The organism is Phytopseudomonas flavescens, from assembly GCF_900100535.1.
GTDB lineage: Bacteria > Pseudomonadota > Gammaproteobacteria > Pseudomonadales > Pseudomonadaceae > Aquipseudomonas > Aquipseudomonas flavescens.
Map to the genome: position 1 here is coordinate 55270 of NZ_FNDG01000015.1, position 21279 is coordinate 76548.

The following is a 21279-nucleotide window of genomic DNA, read 5'->3' on the forward strand; positions in this document are numbered from 1 at the left end:
GCCGATCCAACGGCTTCAGAACAGCGCCAGCTTGATCACGCAGAACACCGCCAGCGCCACCAGCATGCCGTTGAGTTCACGGAAGCGACCGGCCAGGGTCTTGGCGGCGACCCAGGTGATGAAGCCGAAGGCGATACCGGTAGCGATCGAGTAGGTCAGTGGCATCGCCAGGGCGGTGACTACCACGGGGGCGGCCACGGTGATGTCGCTCCATTCGATCTCGGCCATGCCGGAAGCCATCAGCACGGCGACGAACAGCAGCGCCGGCGCCGTGGCGAAGGCCGGCACGCTACCGGCCAGGGGAGCGAAGAACAGGGCGAACAGGAACAGCACGGCGACCACGATGGCGGTCAGCCCGGTGCGCCCGCCAGCGCTGACGCCAGCCGCCGACTCGATGTAGCTGGTGGTGGTCGAGGTACCCAGCAGCGAGCCCCCCAGGGCTGCGGTGCTGTCGGCGATCAGGGCGCGGCCCATCTTCGGCAGGTGACCGTCCTTGCGCATCAGCCCGGCTTTCTTGGCTACGGCGATCAGGGTGCCGGAGTTGTCGAACAGGTCGACGAACAGGAAGGCGAAGATCACGCTGATCAGGCCGACATCCAGCGCTCCGGCGATATCCAGCTGCATGAAGGTCGGCGCCAGGGAGGGCGGCATCGACACCAGGCCGCCGAACTCGCTGACCCCGAGCAGAATGCTCAGCCCGGTGACCACCAGGATGCTGATCAGCACCGCGCCGGTGATGCGCAGCGCCTCCATGCCGATGATCAGAAAGAAACCGAGAATCGCCAGCAGCGCCGCGGGCGAACCCAGGTTGCCGAGGCCGACCATGGTCGCCGGATTGGCGGCGACGATACCGGCGTTCTGCAGGGCGATGAGTGCCAGGAACAGGCCGATACCGGCGGCGATGGCCGAGCGCAGCTCCAGCGGAATGCTGTTGATGATCCACTCGCGGATCTTGAAGATCGACAGCAGGAAGAACAGGCACGCCGAGAGGAACACTGCACCCAGTGCCACCTGCCAGCTATGGCCCATGCCCATCACCACGGTGTAGGTGAAGAAGGCGTTTAGGCCCATGCCCGGCGCCAGGGCGATCGGGTAGTTGGCGATCAGGCCCATCACCGCGGAACCGAAGGCGGCCGCCAGGCAGGTGGCGACGAACACCGCGCCCTTGTCCATGCCCGTCTCGCCGAGGATGCTCGGGTTGACGAACAGGATGTAGGCCATGGTCAGAAAAGTGGTGACCCCGGCGAGGATTTCGGTGCGCACGTTGGTGTTGTGTGCTTTGAGTTGGAACAGTCTTTCCAGCATGCGGGGGCTCCCGGGGCGGCGAACGTGCGTTGACAGAGGCAGAGGGCAAACAAAAGCACATCACGTGCCATCCGGGCCGGCTTGCGCGAGCGAAGGTTGACCCCGGGGTGTTGTCGATCCGCGAAAGCGCGGCATCATAGCAGCTTCACTGCGCGGCCTGATCAAGCACTTTTGGCGGGCACGGCGTCCGTTGGAGGCGGATTCAGGGCCTGTCGTCACCCACCAGGGGATCATGCAGGCGGTCGCGGCTCGACAGTGCCGGGAACAGTTTGATCCACAGCACGCTGATGGCGATGGCGCCCACACCGCCCATCAACACCGCCGGCACGGTACCGAACCAGGCGGCGCTGACCCCGGCGCGGAAGTCGCCGAGCTGGTTGGAGGCGCCGATGAACAGGCTGTTGACCGCGCCGACCCGGCCGCGCATCGCGTCTGGCGTCTGCAATTGCACGAAGGCGCCGCGGATCACCATGCTGACCATGTCCGCGGCGCCGAGCAGCACCAGCGTGGCCAGGCTGAACCACAGCGAGGTGGACAGGCCGAAGCCGATGGTCGCCACCCCGAAGATCGCCACCGAGCCGAGGATCACTGGGCCGACCCGGCGCTCGATGGGGTGGCGCGCCAGCCAGATCGACATCAGCAGAGCGCCCACCGCTGGCGCCGAACGCAGCAGGCCGAGGCCCCAGGGGCCGGTGAGCAGGATGTCCTTGGCGAACACCGGCAGCAGCGCCGTGGCGCCCCCGAGCAGCACGGCGAACATGTCCATGGAGATGGCGCCGAAGACTTCCGGGCGGCTGCGGATGAAGCGGAAACCGGCCAGAAGAGACTCCACCGAGATCTTCTGTTTCAACGGCTTCTGCTGCGACGGCAGGCTGAGCATCATGGCCATGGCGATCATGTACAGCACCAGTGCAGGGCCGTAGACCCAGGCCGGCGCCACCGCGTAGAGCACGCCGCCGAGGGCCGGCGACACGATGGTGGCGGTCTGCATCGCCGAGCTGGACGCCGCCACCGCCGCGGGGAACAGGCCTGGCGGCACGATATTCGGCAGCAGCGCCTGGGTGGTGGGCATCTCGAAGGCCCGTGCGGTACCCATCATGAAGGCGATGACGAAGATCATCTCGCGGGTCAGGCTGCTGGTGCTGCTGCCGACCAGCAGGGTGATGGCCACCACGGCCTGGCCGCACTGGCACAGCGCCGCGACCTTGCGGCGGTCGAAGCGGTCGGCGACATGGCCGGTCAGCAGGATGAAGAGCACCTTCGGCAGGAATTCCACCAGGCCCACCAGGCCCAGGTCGAGGACGTTGCCGGTGAGGCTGTACATCTGCCAGCCGATGGCCACGGCGAGCATCTGGAAGCCACTGGCAGTGAACACCCGCGCCAGCCAGAAACGAATGAAGGGGGTGTGATGACGCAGCAGTAACTGACCATGAACGGACATTGGAATACTTAGGCGGCTAACGACGGCCGGCCAGACTAGCATGTCCCTTGTAACATTTGGATGCGAAACCCGGCGCGGCGCGACGAGCTACCGCCGCCCTGGCGCGCTCAGCGAATCAGGCCACTGAGTAGCCACAGCCCGAGCAGCAGCCAGATCAGCCCGCCGATCACCGAGCCGCGCATGAACGAGCGCACCGCGCTGTAGAGCAGCACCAGGCCGAGCAGCAGCACGGCGATGCTGAGCAGCGAGGGGGTGACGCCCAGTGCGCCGGACATGCCGTCGATGAAGCTGGCGACCGCACCGCCCAGCAGGCCGATCACGCCGCTCAGGGCGTCGACGATGAAGCGGATGAACGAGCCGAACGCCTCACCGAGGGATTCGAAAAAACCTTCTACGCGCATGGACACATTCCTGGAAAGCAAGAGAGGCGGTCAACAAATGGCCGGGAGCGATTCTCGACGTCGATCGCGCCGGCCCACAGCGGTGGCGGGCCGGAAAACCGACGTGCTGGCCTATTGGGCTGCCTGGCGCAGGCGGAGTTCCCGCCGTTTGCGCGTGGGCCTGTGGCACCGGTTGCCGGGGTCATGCGTCGAGCAGTGCCCTGATGGTGGCGGCCAGCGCTTCGAACGAGAACGGTTTGGCGATCATCTGCGTGCCGTCGCCCGAGACGGCGTCGCCTGCTACTGCCGCCTCGACATGGCCGCTGCTGAACAGCACCCTGAGGCCGGGCTGTCGATGCCGCGCGGCATCGGCGAGCTGGCGGCCGTTCATGCCGGGCAGGCCGACATCGGTGAGCAGCAGGTCGAGCGGCGCGTGTTGCTCCAGCAGGCTCAGGGCACTTTGCGCGTCGCCGGCCTGGATCAACTGGTAGCCAAGTTCTTCCAGCGCCTCGACGACCAGCATGCGCACTACCTTGTCGTCCTCCACCAGCAGAATCCGTTCGCCTTTACCCCTTGCCGCCGCTGGCGCGACGCTGTGCAGGGGAGGCGTGGGCGCAGGGTCTGTTGACGTTTCACGCACGGCCGCGCCGGAGCCCGTTTTGCCGCGAGGCAAGGCACGAGCCGCGACGTTTAGCGGGCTAAATGAGCCGGCGAGAAACGCCGCATCGCGGCAAAACGGGCCCGGCCCTGAGGGTTGCGCGGGAAATCTCGCCATGCGTCGTTGGAGGACTTGGCAAGGGAACAACCATTCCCTGCGTCCTCCGCCTAGCCTGGCGAGATTTCTCGCGGCAACGCGGCTCGCGCTGAAACGTCAACAGACCCTAGGTGCAGGCGCGGCAGGTAGAGGTCGAGGGTGGTGCCGAGGCCGACCTGGCTGCTCAATTGCAGGTAGCCACCGGTCTGCTTCACGAAGCCATAGACCATCGACAGGCCCAGGCCAGTGCCCTGGCCGATGGGCTTGGTGGTGAAGAACGGTTCGAAGGCGTGGCCAATGATCTGCTCGGACATGCCACTGCCGGTGTCGCTGACCGACAGCAGCAGGTAGTCCCCGGCCGGCACCTGGTAATGCAGCGCGTCCGCCTCGCGCAGTTGCGTATTGCGGGTCTCGATGCGCAGCGTCCCGCCCGCCGGCATGGCGTCACGGGCATTGATGACCAGGTTGAGCAGCGCATTTTCCAGTTGATGGCCATCGCTGCGGGTCGGCCACAGGTCGTCGGCGAGCCGGATCTCCAGGTTGATCTGCTCACCCAGGGTTCGCACCAGCAGCTCCTCGATGGCGTGCACCAGGGCATTGACCTCCACTGCACGCATGTCCAGCGACTGACGCCGGGCGAACGCCAGCAGGCGGTGGGTCAGGGACGCGCCGCGGTTGGCCGAGGCGATGGCGGCGTCGATGAATTTCATCAGCGATGGGGCGTCGGCGGCCGGCAGCTTGCGCTGGATCAGCTCCAGGCTGCCGAGAATACCGGCCAGCAAGTTGTTGAAGTCATGGGCGATGCCCCCGGTGAGCTGGCCGATGGCTTCCATTTTCTGTGCCTGGCGCAGCTGTTCCTCGGCCTGGGTGCGTTGCAGCACGGCTTCGTCGACGCGTTCCTCGAGGGTCTGGGTCAGTTGCCGCAGGGCCAGTTCGGTCTGCTTGTGCTCATCGATATCGATCAGTACCCCGGGCAAGCGCAGCGGCGTGCCGTCGGTTGCCCGTTCGCAGCGGCCATTGGCTTCGATCCAGCGGTAGCCGCCGTCCGCCTGGCGCAGGCGGTAATGGGCACGCAGCGCACCGCCGGTCTGCAGGCTCTGGGCGATCGACGCCTGCAGGCCGGGAAGGTCGTGCGGGTGGATGGCGGTCGTCACGCGCTCCAGCGTCATCCCCGTGCTGGCCTCCAGGGTGCCGATGGAGAAGGCGCGGGCGAAGCGTTCATCGCCGGTCACCCGGTCGTTGGCGATGTCCCACACCCAGGTGCCCATTACCGCGCCGGCATTGAGCGCCAGTTCGATGCGCTGGTTGGCGCTGCGCAATTCGGCTTCGGCCTGCACGCGTTGCTGGGTGGCGGTGACCTGGCTGGTGGTTTCCACCACGATGCACATCATGCCGTGGGAGTTGCCCCGGGCGTCGAGCAAGGGGTTGTAGTACAGGTTCATCCAGGCGTCGTCCGGCAGCCCCGGGCGGCGTAGCGGCAGGTGAAGGTTTTCCTGGGCCATCGATTGGCCGGCCAGGCCGGCGCTGATCACCTGCCGGTTCCATTCGGCGATTTCCGGCCACGCGCGTTCGGCCGGCAGGCCGAAGATGGCCGGGTGGCGCTGGCCGGCAAAGGTGGCATAGGCATCGTTGTAGATCAGTACACCGCTCGGGCCGCAGAGCAGCACGATGGGCGTGGGCGAGGACAGCATCAGGCGGGTGGCGCCGAGCAGAACCTCCGGCCATTGGCTGATCGCGCCGAGTGGGGTGGCGGCCCAGTCGAAGCGGCGGATGAGGTCGACGGTCTCGCCGGATTGGCCAGCGAACAGGCAGGGTTCTAGGGGCATGATCGGCATCGCGGGCAAGGAGCGTGATGGGCTGGCGCAGCGCTGCCGCGCCCGGTCCGGGTTGCTCGGTGGCAGCGGCCTGCCAGCTGTGGCGCGGCAGGCATTCAGCCGGGTTTGGCGGCGGCGAGGGCGTGATGCAGTTTTTCCGCCAGTTCTTCGCTGCGGTACGGCTTCTGCACGATGAAGGCTTCATCGGCGTCCAGCCCCCCCAGCTCGGCATAGCCGGTGACGAACACCACCGGCAATGCCGGGAAACGCTGACGGGCGACCTGCGCGAGCTCTGCGCCGTTCATGCCGGGCATCGCGAAATCGGCCAGCAGCAGGTCGATGTCGCCATCGAGCTGGCTCAGCGCCTGGGTACCACTACCCGCTTCGCGCACCTGGTAACCCAGGGCGTCCAGGGTCTGCGCGGTGACTTCGCGCACCCGTGGGTCATCGTCGACCAGCAGAATGGTGCGCTGCGCACCATGCTCGGCCACCGGCAGTGGCTGGCTGGAGATTTCATCGTTTGGCTGGACGATGTCGCGCAGGCCCGGCAGGTACACCTTGACGGTGGTGCCGATGCCCATTTCCGTGAGGATGCGGGCGCCGCCGCCGGACTGCTTGGCGAAACCGAAGACCTGGGCCAGGCCCAGGCCCGAGCCCTTGCCGATTTCCTTGGTGGTGAAGAAGGGCTCGAAGGCCTTGGCCAGCACCGCCTCGCTCATGCCGCTGCCGGAGTCCTGCACCGATAGCACCACATAGTCACCGGGCTCCGGGTCTTCGGCGCGGCGCGCCGCCTCGCTGATCACCTCGTTGCTGGTGCCCAGGCGCAGGCTGCCACCGCCGGCCATGGCATCGCGGGCGTTGATCGCCAGGTTGAGAATGATCAGCTCGATCTGCGTCGGGTCGACCCGGGCGTGCCAGAGGCCGGGCTGGGTGGTGGTTTCTATCAATACGCTGCCGCCCAGGGTGCTTTTCAGCAATTCCAGCATGCCAAGCACGGTTTCGCCCAGGTTGACCGCTTCCGGCACCAGGCGCTGGCGCCGCGAGAAGGCCAGCAACTGGCCGGTCAGCTTGGCGCCGCGCTCGCCAGCGTCGGTGATGTTCTGCAGGCGGCTGCGTGCCTTGTCCAGCGTGCCTCTCTCCAGGTCGCGGATGAGGAAGCTGGTGCTGGTCAACACCACGGTCAGCAGGTTGTTGAAGTCGTGGGCCACGCCGGCGGTGAGCTGGCCGATCGCTTCCAGTCTTTGCATCTGTTGCAGCGTCGCTTCGACGCGCTCGCGTTCGGCGATTTGCTCGCGCAGTTGCTGGTTGGTGGCAGCCAGTTCCTCGACCACCGTCCTTTCGTGGGTGATGTCGCGCACGGCGGCGTAGAGCAGGTCGTCTTCGCGCACCAGAATCCATGACAGCCAGTGATAATCGCCGCTGGCGTGGCGCAGGCGATTGACGAAACGCACCGAGACGTTTTCCGAGGTCACCTGCCCGATCTGTTCCAGCGTGTCGTCGAGATCCTCGGGGTGCACCAGTTCCCACAACGGCCCCTTGAGCAGCTCCTGGCGCGACCAGCCGAGGGTCTGTTCCCAGGCCGGGTTCAGTGCGCTGGGGCGCATGTCGAGACGCAGTACGGCGAGCAGGTCGCGGGACAGTTCCCAGTTGCGGTCGCGCTCGCGGGTGCGCTTTTCGACACGTTCACCGAGCATGTCGTTGAGCCGCAGCAGGGCTTCGTTGGCCTGTTTCTGTTCGGTGATGTCATGCAGCACGCCGAGGAAACGCGCGCAGTGGCCGTTTTCGAAGAAGGCCTGGCCACGAGCGGAAATCCAGCGCTCGCTGCCGTTGCTCAGGGGCAGGCGGAATTCGGCCTGGAACTCGTTGCCGGTATCCGACGCCAGGGCCTCGCCCACACGCTGCTGCAAGTGCGCAAGATCGTCCGCATGGCAGCGGCTGTAGAACATCGCCATGTCGACCTCTGCGCCGGGCGGCAGCTCGTAGAGTGCCCGGCAGCGCTCGTCCCAGACCATGGTGTCGGTCGCCGGCAGGTAGTCCCACATGCCCATGCGCGCCGCGCCAATGGCCAGCCGTGCACGGGCTTCGACCGACTGCAGCGTGTCTTCGACGCGGCGCCGCTCCCGTCGCTCGTGAACCTCGGCCATGGCGCGGTCGACGGCCTTGGGCAGAAACGGCAGGTTCTGCTTGAGCACGTAGTCGACGGCGCCCAGGCGCATCATCTCCACCGCGTGTTCTTCACCGAACATGCCGGACAGGAAGATGAAGGGCGTCTCTGGCGCCAGGCGGCGAGCCACCTCCAGTGCCTGAGCCCCCGACGAGCCCGGCAGCAGGTAATCGGACAGGATCAGGTCGAAGTGGTCCTTCTGCAGTGCCTGTTCGGCAGCCAGGTGGTCGTAGACCAGCGTGCAGGCGACCGACAATCCGTTGCGTTCGAGGGTGAGCAGGGCCAGTTCCGCATCACGCGGACTGTCTTCGATGAACAGCAGTCTCAAGGGGTCGAACGGCATGTAGAAAGTCGTCGGTTACTGTCTGTGGTTGCCTCGCCCGGCAGGCGAAGCGTTGTGTCTGTCAGTCGTTATCGGATGGTGCGTCTATATCGGCTACGCGCCGCTGCAGGCGCAGCGAGCCGGGAGGCGGCTCGTTGAGCACCGCCCAGAATATACCCAGGTCGGAAATCGCCGAGACGAACGCCTTGAATTCGACTGGCTTGACGACGTAAGCGTTCACGTTCAATTCGTAGGCACGATGCAGGTCAGGGCCTTCGCGGGAGGACGTGAGCATGACGATCGGCAGGCTGCGCAGCTCGGGCGTGTTGCGCACCACCTGCAGCACCTCGAGGCCGTCGACCTTGGGCAGCTTGAGGTCGAGCATCATGATCGCCGGGTTGCCGGGCAGCCGGTCGGCGTGGTCGCCGCGGCGGAACAGGTAGTCCAGCGCTTCGGCGCCGTCACGCATGATGATCACATCATTGGCCAGTTGGCTGCGTTCCAGGGCTATCAGGGTCAGCTCCAGGTCGTGGGGGTTGTCCTCGACCAACAGAATCGGTTTGAGCATTCAAGTCCTCGTCCCGTCACACAAGAGCGGGTTGGTGGCGTTTGGGCAACGCGAAATAGAAGGTAGCGCCCTGGTCGACAACGCCCTCTGCCCAGACACGCCCATCGTGGCGCTCGATTATACGCCGTACGCTGGCCAGGCCTATGCCGGTGCCCTCGAATTCCTCCATACGGTGCAGGCGCTGGAAGACCCCGAAGAGTTTGTCGACGTAATCCATGTTGAAGCCGACGCCGTTGTCGCGAACGAACACCACCACTTCGTCGGCGGTTTCCTGGGCGCCGATGACGATGACCGCCGGGTTGCGCTCGCGGCTGTACTTGATGGCGTTGGCCAGCAGGTTACGCAGCGCCAGGTGCAGAAACGCCGCATCGGCGACCACCGTCGGCAGTGGCTGCACGTGCCATTCCAGGTTTCGACCCTGATAGTCGGGTTTCATTTCCTCGCGGATCGAATCGAACAGGGCCTGCAGATTGACCTCGCACATGCGCAGCGCCGAGCGGCCCATCTGCGAAAAGCTCAGCAGGTTGTCCACCAGGGTGCCGGCGAAGCGTGCCGACTCTTCGATGTGCTCGAGGAACCGCAGGCCGCGCTCCGACAGCTTGGGGCCCTCGAAATCGCCGAGCAGCTCGGCGTAGCCGGCGATATGCCGCAAGGGCGCGCGCAGGTCGTGGGACACGCTGTAGGAAAAGGCTTCCAGCTCCTTGTTGGACTTTTTCAGGTCGCTGCTCAGCTGGGCCATTTCCTCGGCCTTGCGTAGCACGATGCCGAGTACCGCGACACGCAGCTCGAGGGCGCTTTCCGCCTCCTGCGGGTGCCAGGGTGCGGAAAAGCCGGCGACCCGTTCCTGCCAGCGCGCGAAGCTGTTGCGTGGGTTGAGCACGCCGCTGGCGGCGATGGACTTTTCCGGTTTGCCGGCCCAGTCGACGACGCGCGTCTGCTCCGGCTTGAACCAGATCAGGTAATGGGAATGCAGTTCGGAAATCGCCACCGACAGCACGCCGCCGACATGCCTGGCGAGCTCCGGCAGCTCGGCGATGTCGCGGCCGACATTATCGGTCTGGAACAGGTCTTCGCCGCGGGCGCCCAGCCACTGCGCCAGTGCGTTGACCAGGTGCCGCGGCGGGGTGTCGCCGAGCAGGTCGCAGTGCGATGCGCTGATGATCGCCGCGCCGCTGGCCTGGGCGAAGCCGAGGAAGGTGTCGGGCATCGACAGCAGGCCATCGCTGACGCTGTCGCGATCGGCCATGGCCGAGAGCATCTGCACGATATGCCGGCGCAACTGCAGCAAGTGCTGGGTGCGCGCCTGGGCGATCTTCGCCTCGATCTGCAGCGACAGCATCCGTCCCAGCAGTTCGCAGGCAGTACGGGTCTGGAAACCGACCGGGCGGGCTTCGGCGTGGTGGCAGGAAATCAGCCCCCAGAGCTGCCCCTCGACCACGATGGAGATCGACATCGAGGCGATGGTCTGCATGTTGCGCATGTATTGCAGGTGCACGGGCGACACGCTACGCAACGCGGCATGGCTGAGATCCAGCGGTTTGCCGGTCGTCGGGTTGAGCGGGGGGCACAGCGGCGAGGGCTGGTAGTTGGCATCCTCGATCACGCGGATGCGGTTGCCGATGTACAACGCGCGAGCCTGGGTCGGGATGTCCGAGGCGGGAAAACTGAGGCCCAGGTAACTGGGGTACCCCGGGTCGAGGCACTCGGCGAGCACCAGGCCGTTGCCCTCGGCATCGAAGCTGTAGGCCTTGACCCGGCCGAAACCGGTGATGCGCTTGACCTCGTCCACCGACAGGCGGCACAACTCGTCGATGTCCTCGGCACTCTGCAGGTGGCCGATGAAGGTGCGCACCACCGGATAGAGGTTGTTGTAAGCCGCGATCACGTTGCTGGTCGGTTCGAACTCGGCGATCAGCACGCCATCGTAGTGGTGCGCCATCATGGCGATCAGTTGGTTGCTGCGCGTGCCCTGCAGGAAGCGCACGTCGCCGATGTGCAACGGCGCGGTTTCATCCGGTGAGAGCTGGGCCAGGCGCTCGGCCAGCGAGGCGCTGTCTTCGAACAGCGCGTCGAGGTGCTGGCCCAGCAGTTGCTCTGCAGCGAGGCCTAGCCACTCGGCGACGTTCGCACTCACCTGCAGCACCGTCAGCGCCTGCTCGTCGAGCACCATGAGGAATCCCTGGGGCTGGATGCTGCCGGGAGTCTGGATCGGCTCCTTGGCGCAGTTGGCGATCGCGCTGCTCAATGAGGTGATGGTTTCGCTGGACGCCAAGACGTTCTCCTTCGGTTCCAGGCCGGTCTGCATGAACGGTCTCGAGGGCGGGTGCGGTGGGGCAGGCACGCCAGTCCCCGTGGACGTTCGCGTTGTGCGGTTCTGCCCGACAGTCGCCCTGCGCGGGCAGTCTGCACGCTCTCAGGGGCTGGGTAAACCGTAATACGGTGTAATCAGTGGAATGCAGCGACTCGCCCCGACCGCCGGGTAGCGAGGAACTTCGCAGCGCCGCAGGTCTCTCAAAACGGTCCGTCGTGTCGACGGATTGCAACATTTCCCAGGCAGGCTGCCTGCATCCGCCAACACGAGAGCCCCCATGATATCTGTTGCCAAACGGGCCTTTTCCCGTCTGCCCGTCCTGCGCCCATGGGCGTGGCTGCTGTTGCTGATCCTGCTGGTCGCCGGTTATCAGGTGCGCGCCCTGCATCTGGACGACCGTTTTTACTACTGGCTGACCACCCCGGCAGTCTCGCAGTGGGCGCCGAACAGCCTGCTCTCCCATCGCTACCAGGTCCAGGTGGATGCCAAGGTGGTCGCTGGCGTCGGCGACAACCTCTCGGGCCTGAGCTACGACGACCAGCGCGACCAGCTCTGGGCGGTGCTCAACAACCCTGAAGAGCTGCTGGCCATGAGTAAGGACGGCGAGGTGCTGGCACGCTACCCGCTCAGCGGTTTCAGCGATGTCGAAGGGGTGACCTACCTGGGTGACGGCATGCTGCTGCTCGCCGAGGAACGTGAACATGCGCTGGTGGTGGTGCCGGTGCCAGAGCGGGCCGGCGCCCTGTTCCGCGAGGATTACCGCGCCCTGACCCTGGGCATCCAGCGGGACGGCAACCAGGGTTTCGAGGGGGTGGGTTACGATCGTACGCGGGACCGGTTGTTCGTGATCAAGGAGCACTCGCCCATGAAGCTCTATGAAATCCGTGGTTTCAAAGCCAGCGTGGGTGGCGACTTCGGCCTGGAAGTCATCGACCACGACGACTGGATTCGCGATTCGGTGTTCGCCTCGGACCTGTCGTCGGTGCATTTCGACGAGCATACCGGTCACCTGGCACTGCTCAGCGACGAGTCGAAGCGGATCATGGAACTGGATGCGGACAACGGCGAGCTGATCGGCTTCCGCACCCTCGACAGCGACTTCGCCGGCCTCGGCAAGGCGGTGCCCCAGGGCGAAGGCATGACCTTCGACGATCAAGGCAACCTTTATATCGTCAGCGAACCCAACCTGTTCTATCGCTTCGGGCGCGGTTAGCAGAGCGCGGCCGGAGCCGCGAGCCATGTTCGCCGGCTAGCCGGCTCCTACAGATTCGAGGGAGCCTGGCCGTAGGGTGCAAGACGCTCTGTTCTTACACCATCGCCGCACCGCCCTCTATGGATACTGCCGCTGCGGCCCTAGCGCGGCGGATACTGGCTCAGCACCCGGCCGACGGTTTCACGGATCACCGTCTCGCGTTGGGCGGGGTTGCCCTCGTCATTGCGCATGATGCGTTCGTCACTGCCGCGCCAGACCAGCTTGCCGTCCTTGCCGTCGAGCAGGTCGACCTGCACGGTGGCGACCTTGTAATCGAGGGTGCGGGTCTCGTTATAGGCCGGGCTGCCCCAGTAATTGCCCCAATAGCCGCCGAAGCCGCCACCAAAGCCGGTGCTGACCTGCTGCTGGCGCTGGTCGACGATCAACCACACCTGCACGCGCAGGTCTGCCGAGGTGCCAGCCGCGGCGGGGCGAAGGCCGCGCTGGTCGAGCTGCTCGCTCACCGCGCCGCGCAGGCGCCGCTCGGTCAGGTCACTGCGAATACGTGGATCGTTGGGCTTGTACTGCACGGCCGGCTCCTGCCAGCTCCAACTGCGGTAGCCGGCGAAGTCGCGACTGGCATCGAAGTCACGGTTGACCTGCTGGCTCTGGCAGGCGCCGAGCAGCAACAGGACGGGGATCAACAGCACAGGCAGGCGGCGCATAAGGGTTCTCCTGAATCGGTCAGAAATCGAGGGTCATGCCGGTGGGTATTCGCCAAGGGCGTTGCTGACCGCCTTGCGCAGGGCCTCGGCGCGTTCGGATTGGCTGCCGCTGCTGCGCATTTCTGCCTGCCCGCTCCACACCTGTTCCCCGCTGCGGCCGTCGAAGAAGTCGATACGCACCACCACGACCTCTTCTTCGTAGGTACGAGTCAGCGGAACGCGGGTACCCACACCGACACCATTGCCGTAATAGCCGCGGTTGCCGTAGCTGCCGTAGCCACCTCCATAGTAGGGGTCGTAGCGGTCGGCGACCTGGCGGACGCGGCGTTCCAGGCGTGTGTCGGTGCGCACCTTGAGATCGGCCGCAGCGCTGCCCTGGGCGGGGCGCAGCCCCCGCTGATCGAGGGCATTGTTGAGGGCCTCCTGCAGCAGGTCCGCGCTGGCCCAGGCGTTGCCCGCCGGGCGTTGCTGCCAGGTCCAGCTGCGGTAGGCCGCGTAGTCGCGGGGGGCGGCAGGGTAGGCGCTCTTGTCGAAGTGGCTGGCCGCACCGGCCGGGGCCGGGGCCGGGGGCAGCGGCAGCGAGTCCGTGCGGTACGGGTTCTGGCTCTGGCAGGCCGCCAGGGCGGTGGTGAGCAGCAACAGCGCGATGCGTTTCATGCGGTTCTCCTGGCAGAGCAGGCGTTCAGCGCGGCCGGCAGATCCAGTGCAGGTAGCGTCCGAGTCCGGCGAAGGCCGGGTGGCGGCGGTGGGCCAACTCCATGTCCAGCAGGTCGGCGAGTTCCGCCTTGGCCTGGAACTCCCGTGGCATGTAATCATGAAATACCCGCACGCCGCTCTGCTGTTCGACCTGCCAGTGCTCGGCAAGTTGCGCTGCCAGCTCCCGGGGATCGAGGGGACGCTGCGGCGTGAGGCTTTGCTTTTCGCCAGCGAACTCTGCCCTGCGCAGCTTGCGCAGGTGGCCCTTGAGCAGGTTGCGGTAGATCAGCGCATCCTTGTTGTAGAAGGCCAGCGACAGCCAGCCATCGGCCGCGGTCAGGCCATGCAGGGCGGGCAGGATGGCGGCCGGCTCGGCCAGCCATTCGAGCACCGCATGGCAGACGACCAGGTCGAAGGGGGCCTCGAAGCGTCCCGGCAGCTCCTGCCACGGCGCGTTAATGAAGGTTGCCGCCACACCGGCCTCGGCGAAGCGTTGGCGTGCGCCGGCGAGCATGGGTTCGGCGGGTTCTGCCAGGGTCACCTGATGACCACGTCGAGCCAGCCACAGGGCCATATGGCCGAGCCCGGCGCCGACGTCGAGCACCCGCAGTGGGCGCTCGGGCAGTGCCTCGCTGAGGTCGGCCTGCAGCACGGCGAGGCGGATAGCGCCCTTGGCGCCGCCATAGATCTTTTCGGCGAAACGGGTCGCCAGCTCGTCGAAGTGACGGTCACTCATCGGCTGAACCGCCGTTCGCTGTCGGCCAGCTTGGCGCGAACCACTTGTTCCATGTCCAGGCCCAGCTCGCTGCACAGCAGGAGCAGATAAAGCACCACATCACCGATTTCCTGCCCGGCATGCTCGAGCTTGTCAGCCGGTAGGCTGCGCGACTGCTCCTCGCTGAGCCACTGGAAGATCTCCACCAGCTCGGCCATTTCCACGCTGGCCGCCATGGCGAGGTTCTTCGGCGCGTGGAATTGTCGCCAGTCGTTGCGATCACGAATGGCGTGCAGGCGAGCGGTGAGTTCGGCGATGTTCATGCGGTGGCCCTAGGCATTAGCCACACATTCTTTCACGACGCTTATATGACCTGCCAGTACCCGGTCAAATGCGGCACGTCCTCTTTGCCGAGCAGGTCGAACTGGCCCTCGGCCGCCGGCAGGCTGGCACGCATGCGGATGCTGCTCGGCAGCAGCACCGGCTTCTGGAAGCGTACCTCGACGCTGTAGCCCGAGGGCGGCAGGTGCGCCTGCAGTGCTGCCAGGGCCCGCGCCTTGTTCCACAGGCCATGGGCGATGGCGCGCGGGAAGCCAAAGGGCTTGGCGCTCAGTGCCGACAGGTGGATGGGGTTGTAGTCGCCGGAGATCCGCGCATAGCGCCGGCCGATATTGGCCGGTGCCGGCCATTGAGTCAGCTCGTCCATCGGCAGGCTGGCCGGTTCGCTGCGGCCAACCGTCGGGCCGTCCAGCTTCATGCCCCGGCAGAGCAGGCGGCTGTCACCTTCCCATAGCAACCCGAGCTGGTCCTCGAGGCGGGTGATGACACTGAATACCGCGCCCTTGTCGTGGGGTGCCAGGTTGCTGGCCTCCACGCTGAGGGTAAAGGGGCCGAGCCCGGCCAGCTGGCGAATCACCCGGATACGGTTTTCCAGGTGTACCAGGCCGAGCAGCGGAAAGGGAAAGTCCGGCTCGCTGAGCAGTTTCATCTGCAGCGAGAAGGCCAGCACATGGGGATAGGTGGCCGGTAACCGGGCTTCGTCGCTGAAGCCGCACAGCGCGCGATAGCGGGCCAGGTGGCTGGCATCGACGCTGACCTGACAGCGCAACCCACGATGCGGCAACACCTTGCCGGTGATGCCACGGCGCAGCGCCGCGCGCAAGAGCAGGCCGGGCAGGGCCGGTGGTGTGTGCAGATCGAGCCATTCGGTTGCCATCGTGCGCTCCGGTGCGAAATGAGTATCAGCCTGCTCCTGCCAGTATCTAGGACAGTCGCCAGCCACTATTGGTGCCGCTGCCCACGCCATCATGCCCCGCGCATCGCCGCGACGGTGCCGCTGGCGGGGCGATTCGCGTTTCCATGCCTGCGTTCGGCTGCCGATCAGGCGCCCAGCAGGCTCTGACCGCACACCCGCAACACCTGCCCGCTGACCGCGCCGGAGCCGGGCTGGGCGAACCAGGCCACGGCTTCGGCGACATCCTGGGGCAGGCCGCCCTGATTCATGGCGTTCATGCGCCGACCCGCCTCGCGAATGGTGAAGGGGATGGCGGCGGTCATGCTGGTTTCGATGAAGCCGGGTGCCACGGCGTTGATACTGATGCCGCGCTCGGCCAGCGTCGGCGCCCAGCTCTGCGCCAGGCCGATCAGCCCGGCCTTGCTGGTCGCGTAGTTGGTCTGGCCGACGTTGCCGGCGATGCCACTGAGCGAGGCGATCAGCACCACTCGGCCATTGTCGCGCAGGGTGCCGGCCTGCAGCAGGGCATCGGTGAGCCGCTGCGGCGCGCGCAGGTTGACGTCGATCACCGATTCCCAGAGCCCCTCGCTCATCTTCGCCAGGGTCTTGTCGCGGGTGATGCCGGCATTGTGCACGACGATATCCACACCTTGCGGCAGGGCCTCGACCAGTTTGCCGGGGGCGTCCTCGGCGCAGATGTCCAGCGCCAGGCTGCGCCCGCCCAGGCGCGCGGCGAGGGCATCGAGGGCATCCTTGGCCTGGGGGACGTCCAGTAACAGTACCTCGGCACCATCGCGGGCCAGGGTCTCGGCGATGACTGCGCCGATGCCACGGCTGGCACCGGTGACCAGGGCGGTCTTGCCGGCCAGCGGGCGCGTCCAGTCGCCGACCTGTTGCACGCAGGGTTGCAGGCGCAGCACCTGGGCCGATACGTAGGCGCTCTTGGGCGAAAGCAGGAAGCGCAGGGCACCTTCGAGTTGGCACTCGGCACCCCGATCGACATACAGCAGTTGCACGGTGCCGCCGCGGCGGATCTCCTTGGCCAGGGAGCGGGTGAAGCCTTCCAGGGCCCGTTGTACGCCGGATGCCTGGGGGTCGTCCAGGGTCTGCGGCGCACGGCCGAGCACCACGACGTGCGGGCAGCGGCCGAGGTTCTTCAGCGCGGGCTGGAAGAACTGGCGCAGGGCATCCAGCTCCTCGAAGCGGCTCAGGCCGCTGGCATCGAACACCAGCCCCTTGAGCTTCGGGCCGTGCTCGGCAGTCCAGCGTGGCAGGCCGTGCTGCTCATCGCGTGCGACGAAACGCTCATCGGTCAGGCGCGTGGCGAAGCCCGCCACCGCAGCGCCCAGGTCGCCGTCGCCGCCGATCAGCAACGCACCGTCCAGGGGCCGGTTACGGCCAGCCACCCAACGTTCCAGCGGCAGCGGAGCGGGCAACCCGAGTACGCCGACCAGGCGGCGTCCGGTAGGCGTGTTGGCGAAGTTGAGGTAGCGATCGGACATGGAACAGACTCCAGGGCTGAAACTCAAAGAGGTTGACCACTGTACGCCATCACTCGTTTCATGCATCGACAGGGGCCGGCTGACCGGCCAATTCGGCGGTGATCAGCCACATTGGTATCTCTAAAAACGTTGGCGAGGCAGTCAGCGCAAGGCAAGAACAGGCGAAAAAGCGGAGTTTACGAGCTGTAAATGAGCATTTTGAGTCTGTTCTTAACGCAGCGATGACAACGCAGGTAGTTTTTAGAGGTGCCAATTAAAGTGCCGCACAATATTACCTACAAGGAGCCGTACATGAGCCTGCCGCGCCGGGTCGCCATCGTTGGCGGCAACCGTATTCCCTTCGCCCGCTCCAACAGCGCCTACGCCACCGCCAGCAATCAGGCCATGCTCACCAGCGCGCTGGACGGCCTGATCGAACGCTACAACCTGCACGGCGAACGCCTCGGCGAGGTGGTCGCCGGGGCGGTGCTCAAGCACTCGAGGGACTTCAACCTGACCCGCGAATGCGTACTCGGCTCGCGCCTGGCCCCCGAAACCCCGGCCTACGACCTGCAACAGGCCTGCGGCACCGGGCTCGAAGCCGCGCTGCTGGTGGCCAACAAGATTGCCCTGGGGCAGATCGAGAGCGGTATCGCCGGTGGCGTGGACACCACCTCGGATGCGCCCATCGGCGTCAACGAAGGTCTGCGCAAGATCCTGTTACAAGCCAACCGCGGCAAGGGCGCCGGCGACAAGATCAAGGCGCTGTTGCAGATCCGGCCATGGCATCTGGCGCCGTCGCTGCCGCGCAATGGCGAGCCACGCACGGGTTTGTCCATGGGCCAGCATTGCGAGCTGATGGCGCAGCACTGGGCCATTGCCCGTGACGAGCAGGACCAGTTGGCGGTGGAGAGTCATCGCAAGCTCGCTGCCGCCTATGCCGAAGGCTGGCAGGACGATCTGCTGACGCCGTTTCTTGGCCTGACCCGCGACCAGAACCTGCGCCCCGATATCGACCTGGGCAAGCTGGCCACCCTCAAGCCGGTGTTCGAGCGTGGCCAACGCGGTACCCTGACAGCGGCCAACTCGACACCGCTGACCGATGGTGCATCCCTGGTGCTGCTGGCCAGCGAAGAATGGGCCAAGGCCCGCGGCCTGCCGATCCTTGCCTACTGGCGTGATGGCGAGGCGGCAGCGGTGGATTTCGTCAAAGGCCACGAAGGGCTGCTGATGGCGCCGGTGTATGCGGTGCCGCGCTTGCTGGCGCGCAACGGCCTGACCCTGCAGGACTTCGACTACTACGAAATCCATGAAGCCTTCGCCGCCCAGGTGCTGTGCACGCTCAAGGCCTGGGAAAACGCCGACTACTGCCGCACGCGGCTGGGGTTGGAGCAGCCGCTGGGCAGCATCGACCGCGCTAGGCTCAATATCAAGGGCAGCTCCCTGGCTGCCGGCCACCCGTTCGCTGCGACCGGCGGGCGCATCGTCGCCAACCTGGCCAAGCTGCTGGCGGTGGCTGGCGAGGGCCGTGGCCTGATCTCCATCTGCGCCGCAGGCGGCCAGGGCGTTACGGCGATTCTGGAACGCTGAGCCGGGCGGAAAGCAGCCCGGGTCGAGCGCAGCGAAACCCGGGAATCGCTGCCCCGGGTATCGCTGCCCCGGGTATCGCTGCGCTCAACGCCAGGCTACGGATGCAGAGTCTGCGCGATCAATCCTCGCGCCTCGTCGTCTCGGCTTCGGCCTCGAGCAAGGCGGCCTTGCGCGCCACGCCCCAGCGATAGCCGCCGAGGCTGCCATCGGCGGCGGTAACGCGGTGGCAAGGTACCAGCAGGCCGAGCGGGTTGCTGGCGCAGGCTCGGGCGATGGCGCGCGGGTGGCTGCCGAGGCCGGCGGCCAGTTGCCCATAGGTGCGCGTCTGCCCCGAGGGGATGGCCCGCAGGGCCTGCCAGACCTTCTGCTGAAAAGCCGTGCCCCGCAGATCCAGCGGCAGGCTGGCGGCGCGTGCCGGTTCCTCGATCTGCCTAAGCACCTCCTGCAGCCAACCCTGCAATGCCCGGTCATCGCGCTGCAGTGTCGCCGCCGGAAAGCGCTGGCGCAGCTCCGCTTCCAGCGCGGCTTCCGATTCGCCGAACAGCAAGGCGCACAGGCCCCTGTCGCTGCCCGCCAGCAGCAGGTAGCCGAGCGGGCAGGGCACCACGGCCATGCACAGCCGTTCCCCGGCGGCACCTTTGCGTCGGCTGGCCGCGCTCACCCCGTCGGCCTGCTCATAGAGCACTCGGGTGCTGGAGTAACCGCTGTTCAGGGCGGCATCGAGCAGCGAATTCGCCTGGGGCAACGCGAGCGCCAGACGCTCGTGCCGACGGGCATTGACCCAGGTCTTGGGGGTCATTCCGGTGCGTGCCTTGAAGGCCCTGGCCAGGTGCGACGGGGACAGGCCGATGCGCGCGGCAAGCTCGCTCAGCGTCGGCGCTTTGTCGGCCTCATCGAGCAGGCGACAGGCGGCGGTCACCAGGGTGTCGAGTCGCTCGGCCGCGCTGCTGCCTTGCGGCGTACAGCGCCTGCAGGGGCGATAACCCGCGGCCTCGGCCTGCGCAGCGGTGGCATGGAAGCTGACGTTCTCGCGGCGTGGCCGGCGTGCCGGGCAACTGGGGCGGCAGTAAATGCCGGTCGAGCGCACGGCGAAGACGAAGTGGCCGTCCTGCGTGGTGTCGCGCTCGCACACGGCTTGCCAGCGGCGTTCTTCCGACATGTCGATCTCCTGTGGGCGTACGTCGATTGTCGGTATCCGCCAGGTTGTACGCCAGTGCCGATCGCGCTTTCAAAGTCTTTGCGCCGGCACATTTGTCATAGAGGCTGTGCGCTGCCCGAGGATTGCCGTATAAAAGGGCCGCATAGCCCATTGAGGACCCTAATAAAAGCTGATGAAGACGCCAAAACGCATTGAACCCCTGGTCGAAGACGGCCTGGTGGACGAGGTGATTCGCCCTTTGATGAGCGGCAAGGAAGCAGCGGTCTACGTGGTGCGTTGCGGTACCGAGTTGCGTTGCGCCAAGGTCTACAAGGAAGCCAACAAGCGTGGTTTCCGCCAGGCTGCCGAATATCAGGAAGGTCGCAAGGTACGCAACAGCCGTGACGCACGGGCCATGGCCAAGGGCTCCAAATATGGCCGCAAGGGGCAGGAGGATGCCTGGCAGAACGCCGAGGTGGCGGCCCTGTTTCGCCTGGCCAGCGCTGGTGTGCGGGTGCCCAAGCCTTATGATTTCCTCGAAGGCGTGCTGCTCATGGAGCTGGTCACCGACGGCGAGGGGGGCGTCGCGCCGCGCCTCAACGACGTCGACCTGCACCCCGAGGACGCCCGCGAATTCCACGCGTTCATGATCGACGAGATCGTCAAGATGCTCTGCGCCGGCCTGGTGCATGGCGACTTGTCCGAGTTCAACGTGCTGCTCGGCCCGGAAGGCCCGGTGATCATCGACCTGCCCCAAGCGGTGGATGCGGCGGGCAACAACCACGCCTTCAAGATGCTCGAGCGTGACGTTGGCAACATGGCCGCCTATTTCGGCCAGTTCGCCCCGGAACTCAAGTTCAGCAAGTACGCCAAGGAAATGTGGGCGCTCTACGAGGAAGGCAAATTGACGCCGGACAGCGTGCTGACCGGTGAATTCGATGACCCCGAGGACGATGCCGACGTCGATGCGGTGCTGCGTGAGATCAAGGCTGCCCTGGCCGACGAGGCGCGTCGCCAGGCCGCGCTCAACGCCGAGGACGAGCCCAAGGATAAGGAACCGCCGCCGCCCTGGGAGCGCTGAGATCCTGTTCACGGTCTGCTCGCTTGCCTGCAGATGCCTGATGCACGACCGCAAAGTGGCGAAAGCAGCCGTAGGGTGGATGACGCTCTTTTCATCCACCATCGCGATCTCAGAGCGGTGGACGGATGAAGCGTCGTCCACCCTACAAATGACTGCTTCCGCCTTGTAGCGTCTCACGGTCCAACGCTTGGCTCTGGCTGGTGAGCGTGAACGGATTCCACGACTGATCGATCAGAGCCGCTCGCTGCCATGTTGGGAATTGCGGCATGCCCCGAAACAGTGAGCGGAGGGGCGATGTGCTTGATTTTGGTTCGTAGCATTGCTGTGTTGCATGCCGCTTGCGTTCTGTTCGCCTGCCTGGAAAGCCT

Annotated in this window: 17 protein-coding genes and 1 pseudogene; 3 read left to right on the plus strand and 15 right to left on the minus strand. The window is 66.1% G+C overall.

Annotation, left to right across the window (positions count from 1 at the left end; all coding sequences use genetic code 11):
- Window positions 1-15: 15 nt before the first annotated feature.
- From BLR94_RS18240 to BLR94_RS18275, 8 genes and pseudogenes are all read right to left on the minus strand, one after another.
- Window positions 16-1305 carry an NCS2 family permease gene (locus tag BLR94_RS18240; protein WP_084307493.1) on the minus strand — a complete coding sequence of 430 codons (1290 nt, stop codon included), beginning with the start codon at window positions 1303-1305 and terminating at the stop codon, window positions 16-18.
- A 202-nt stretch (window positions 1306-1507) separates the two neighbouring features.
- Window positions 1508-2746: an MFS transporter gene (locus BLR94_RS18245; protein WP_084307492.1), complete on the minus strand. Its 1239-nt coding sequence runs from the start codon at window positions 2744-2746 to the stop codon at window positions 1508-1510.
- Window positions 2747-2853: 107 nt separating this feature from the next.
- Complete coding sequence (locus BLR94_RS18250; RefSeq protein WP_084307491.1) at window positions 2854-3147, minus strand: hypothetical protein; 294 nt, start codon at window positions 3145-3147, stop codon at window positions 2854-2856.
- A 181-nt stretch (window positions 3148-3328) separates the two neighbouring features.
- A pseudogene (locus tag BLR94_RS27545) lies at window positions 3329-3712 on the minus strand (response regulator); the annotation flags it as partial.
- Window positions 3713-3951: 239 nt separating this feature from the next.
- Window positions 3952-5706 (minus strand): hybrid sensor histidine kinase/response regulator, encoded by a 1755-nt coding sequence (locus BLR94_RS18260; RefSeq protein WP_167359778.1) that lies wholly within the window; start codon window positions 5704-5706, stop codon window positions 3952-3954.
- A 104-nt stretch (window positions 5707-5810) separates the two neighbouring features.
- Window positions 5811-8201 (minus strand): response regulator, encoded by a 2391-nt coding sequence (locus BLR94_RS18265; RefSeq protein WP_084307488.1) that lies wholly within the window; start codon window positions 8199-8201, stop codon window positions 5811-5813.
- Window positions 8202-8262: 61 nt separating this feature from the next.
- Window positions 8263-8748, minus strand: coding sequence for a response regulator (locus BLR94_RS18270; protein ID WP_084307487.1), 486 nt, complete (start codon window positions 8746-8748; stop codon window positions 8263-8265).
- A gap of 16 nt (window positions 8749-8764) precedes the next feature.
- Window positions 8765-11020 carry an ATP-binding protein gene (locus BLR94_RS18275; protein ID WP_244158225.1) on the minus strand — a complete coding sequence of 752 codons (2256 nt, stop codon included), beginning with the start codon at window positions 11018-11020 and terminating at the stop codon, window positions 8765-8767.
- Between the two features lie 316 nt (window positions 11021-11336).
- Between BLR94_RS18275 and BLR94_RS18280 the strand changes: the two genes are divergently transcribed.
- Window positions 11337-12272, plus strand: a complete 936-nt coding sequence (locus tag BLR94_RS18280) for an SdiA-regulated domain-containing protein (RefSeq protein WP_084307485.1) — start codon at window positions 11337-11339, stop codon at window positions 12270-12272.
- Window positions 12273-12412: 140 nt separating this feature from the next.
- Here the strand turns inward: BLR94_RS18280 and BLR94_RS18285 are convergent, their stop codons facing one another.
- The 6 genes from BLR94_RS18285 to BLR94_RS18310 all read right to left on the minus strand — a co-directional run bounded on the left by BLR94_RS18285 (window position 12413) and on the right by BLR94_RS18310 (window position 17123).
- Window positions 12413-12976 (minus strand): DUF4136 domain-containing protein, encoded by a 564-nt coding sequence (locus BLR94_RS18285; RefSeq protein ID WP_084307484.1) that lies wholly within the window; start codon window positions 12974-12976, stop codon window positions 12413-12415.
- Between the two features lie 33 nt (window positions 12977-13009).
- Window positions 13010-13633: a DUF4136 domain-containing protein gene (locus tag BLR94_RS18290; RefSeq protein ID WP_084307483.1), complete on the minus strand. Its 624-nt coding sequence runs from the start codon at window positions 13631-13633 to the stop codon at window positions 13010-13012.
- 25 nt (window positions 13634-13658) lie between these two features.
- The gene (locus tag BLR94_RS18295) at window positions 13659-14408 is read right to left on the minus strand and encodes a methyltransferase domain-containing protein (RefSeq protein WP_084307482.1); all 750 of its coding nucleotides are present in this window, start codon (window positions 14406-14408) and stop codon (window positions 13659-13661) included.
- Window positions 14405-14710: a MazG-like family protein gene (locus tag BLR94_RS18300; RefSeq protein WP_084307481.1), complete on the minus strand. Its 306-nt coding sequence runs from the start codon at window positions 14708-14710 to the stop codon at window positions 14405-14407. Before BLR94_RS18300 ends, BLR94_RS18295 begins: the two co-directional genes overlap by 4 nt.
- A 41-nt stretch (window positions 14711-14751) precedes the next feature.
- Complete coding sequence (locus BLR94_RS18305; protein ID WP_084307480.1) at window positions 14752-15603, minus strand: MaoC family dehydratase; 852 nt, start codon at window positions 15601-15603, stop codon at window positions 14752-14754.
- Window positions 15604-15767: 164 nt separating this feature from the next.
- Window positions 15768-17123, minus strand: coding sequence for a 3-oxoacyl-ACP reductase (locus BLR94_RS18310; RefSeq protein WP_084307479.1), 1356 nt, complete (start codon window positions 17121-17123; stop codon window positions 15768-15770).
- A 291-nt stretch (window positions 17124-17414) separates the two neighbouring features.
- Here BLR94_RS18310 and BLR94_RS18315 point away from each other — a divergent pair, with 291 nt between their 5' ends.
- Window positions 17415-18692, plus strand: a complete 1278-nt coding sequence (locus BLR94_RS18315) for an acetyl-CoA C-acetyltransferase (protein ID WP_084307478.1) — start codon at window positions 17415-17417, stop codon at window positions 18690-18692.
- 118 nt (window positions 18693-18810) lie between these two features.
- On the opposite strand, the gene ada is transcribed toward BLR94_RS18315, so the two are convergent.
- Window positions 18811-19851, minus strand: coding sequence for a bifunctional DNA-binding transcriptional regulator/O6-methylguanine-DNA methyltransferase Ada (ada, locus tag BLR94_RS18320; RefSeq protein WP_084307477.1), 1041 nt, complete (start codon window positions 19849-19851; stop codon window positions 18811-18813).
- 172 nt (window positions 19852-20023) lie between these two features.
- Here ada and BLR94_RS18325 point away from each other — a divergent pair, with 172 nt between their 5' ends.
- Entirely contained in the window at window positions 20024-20911 is an 888-nt protein-coding gene (locus BLR94_RS18325) for a PA4780 family RIO1-like protein kinase (protein ID WP_084307476.1), read from the plus strand.
- Window positions 20912-21279: the final 368 nt, after the last annotated feature.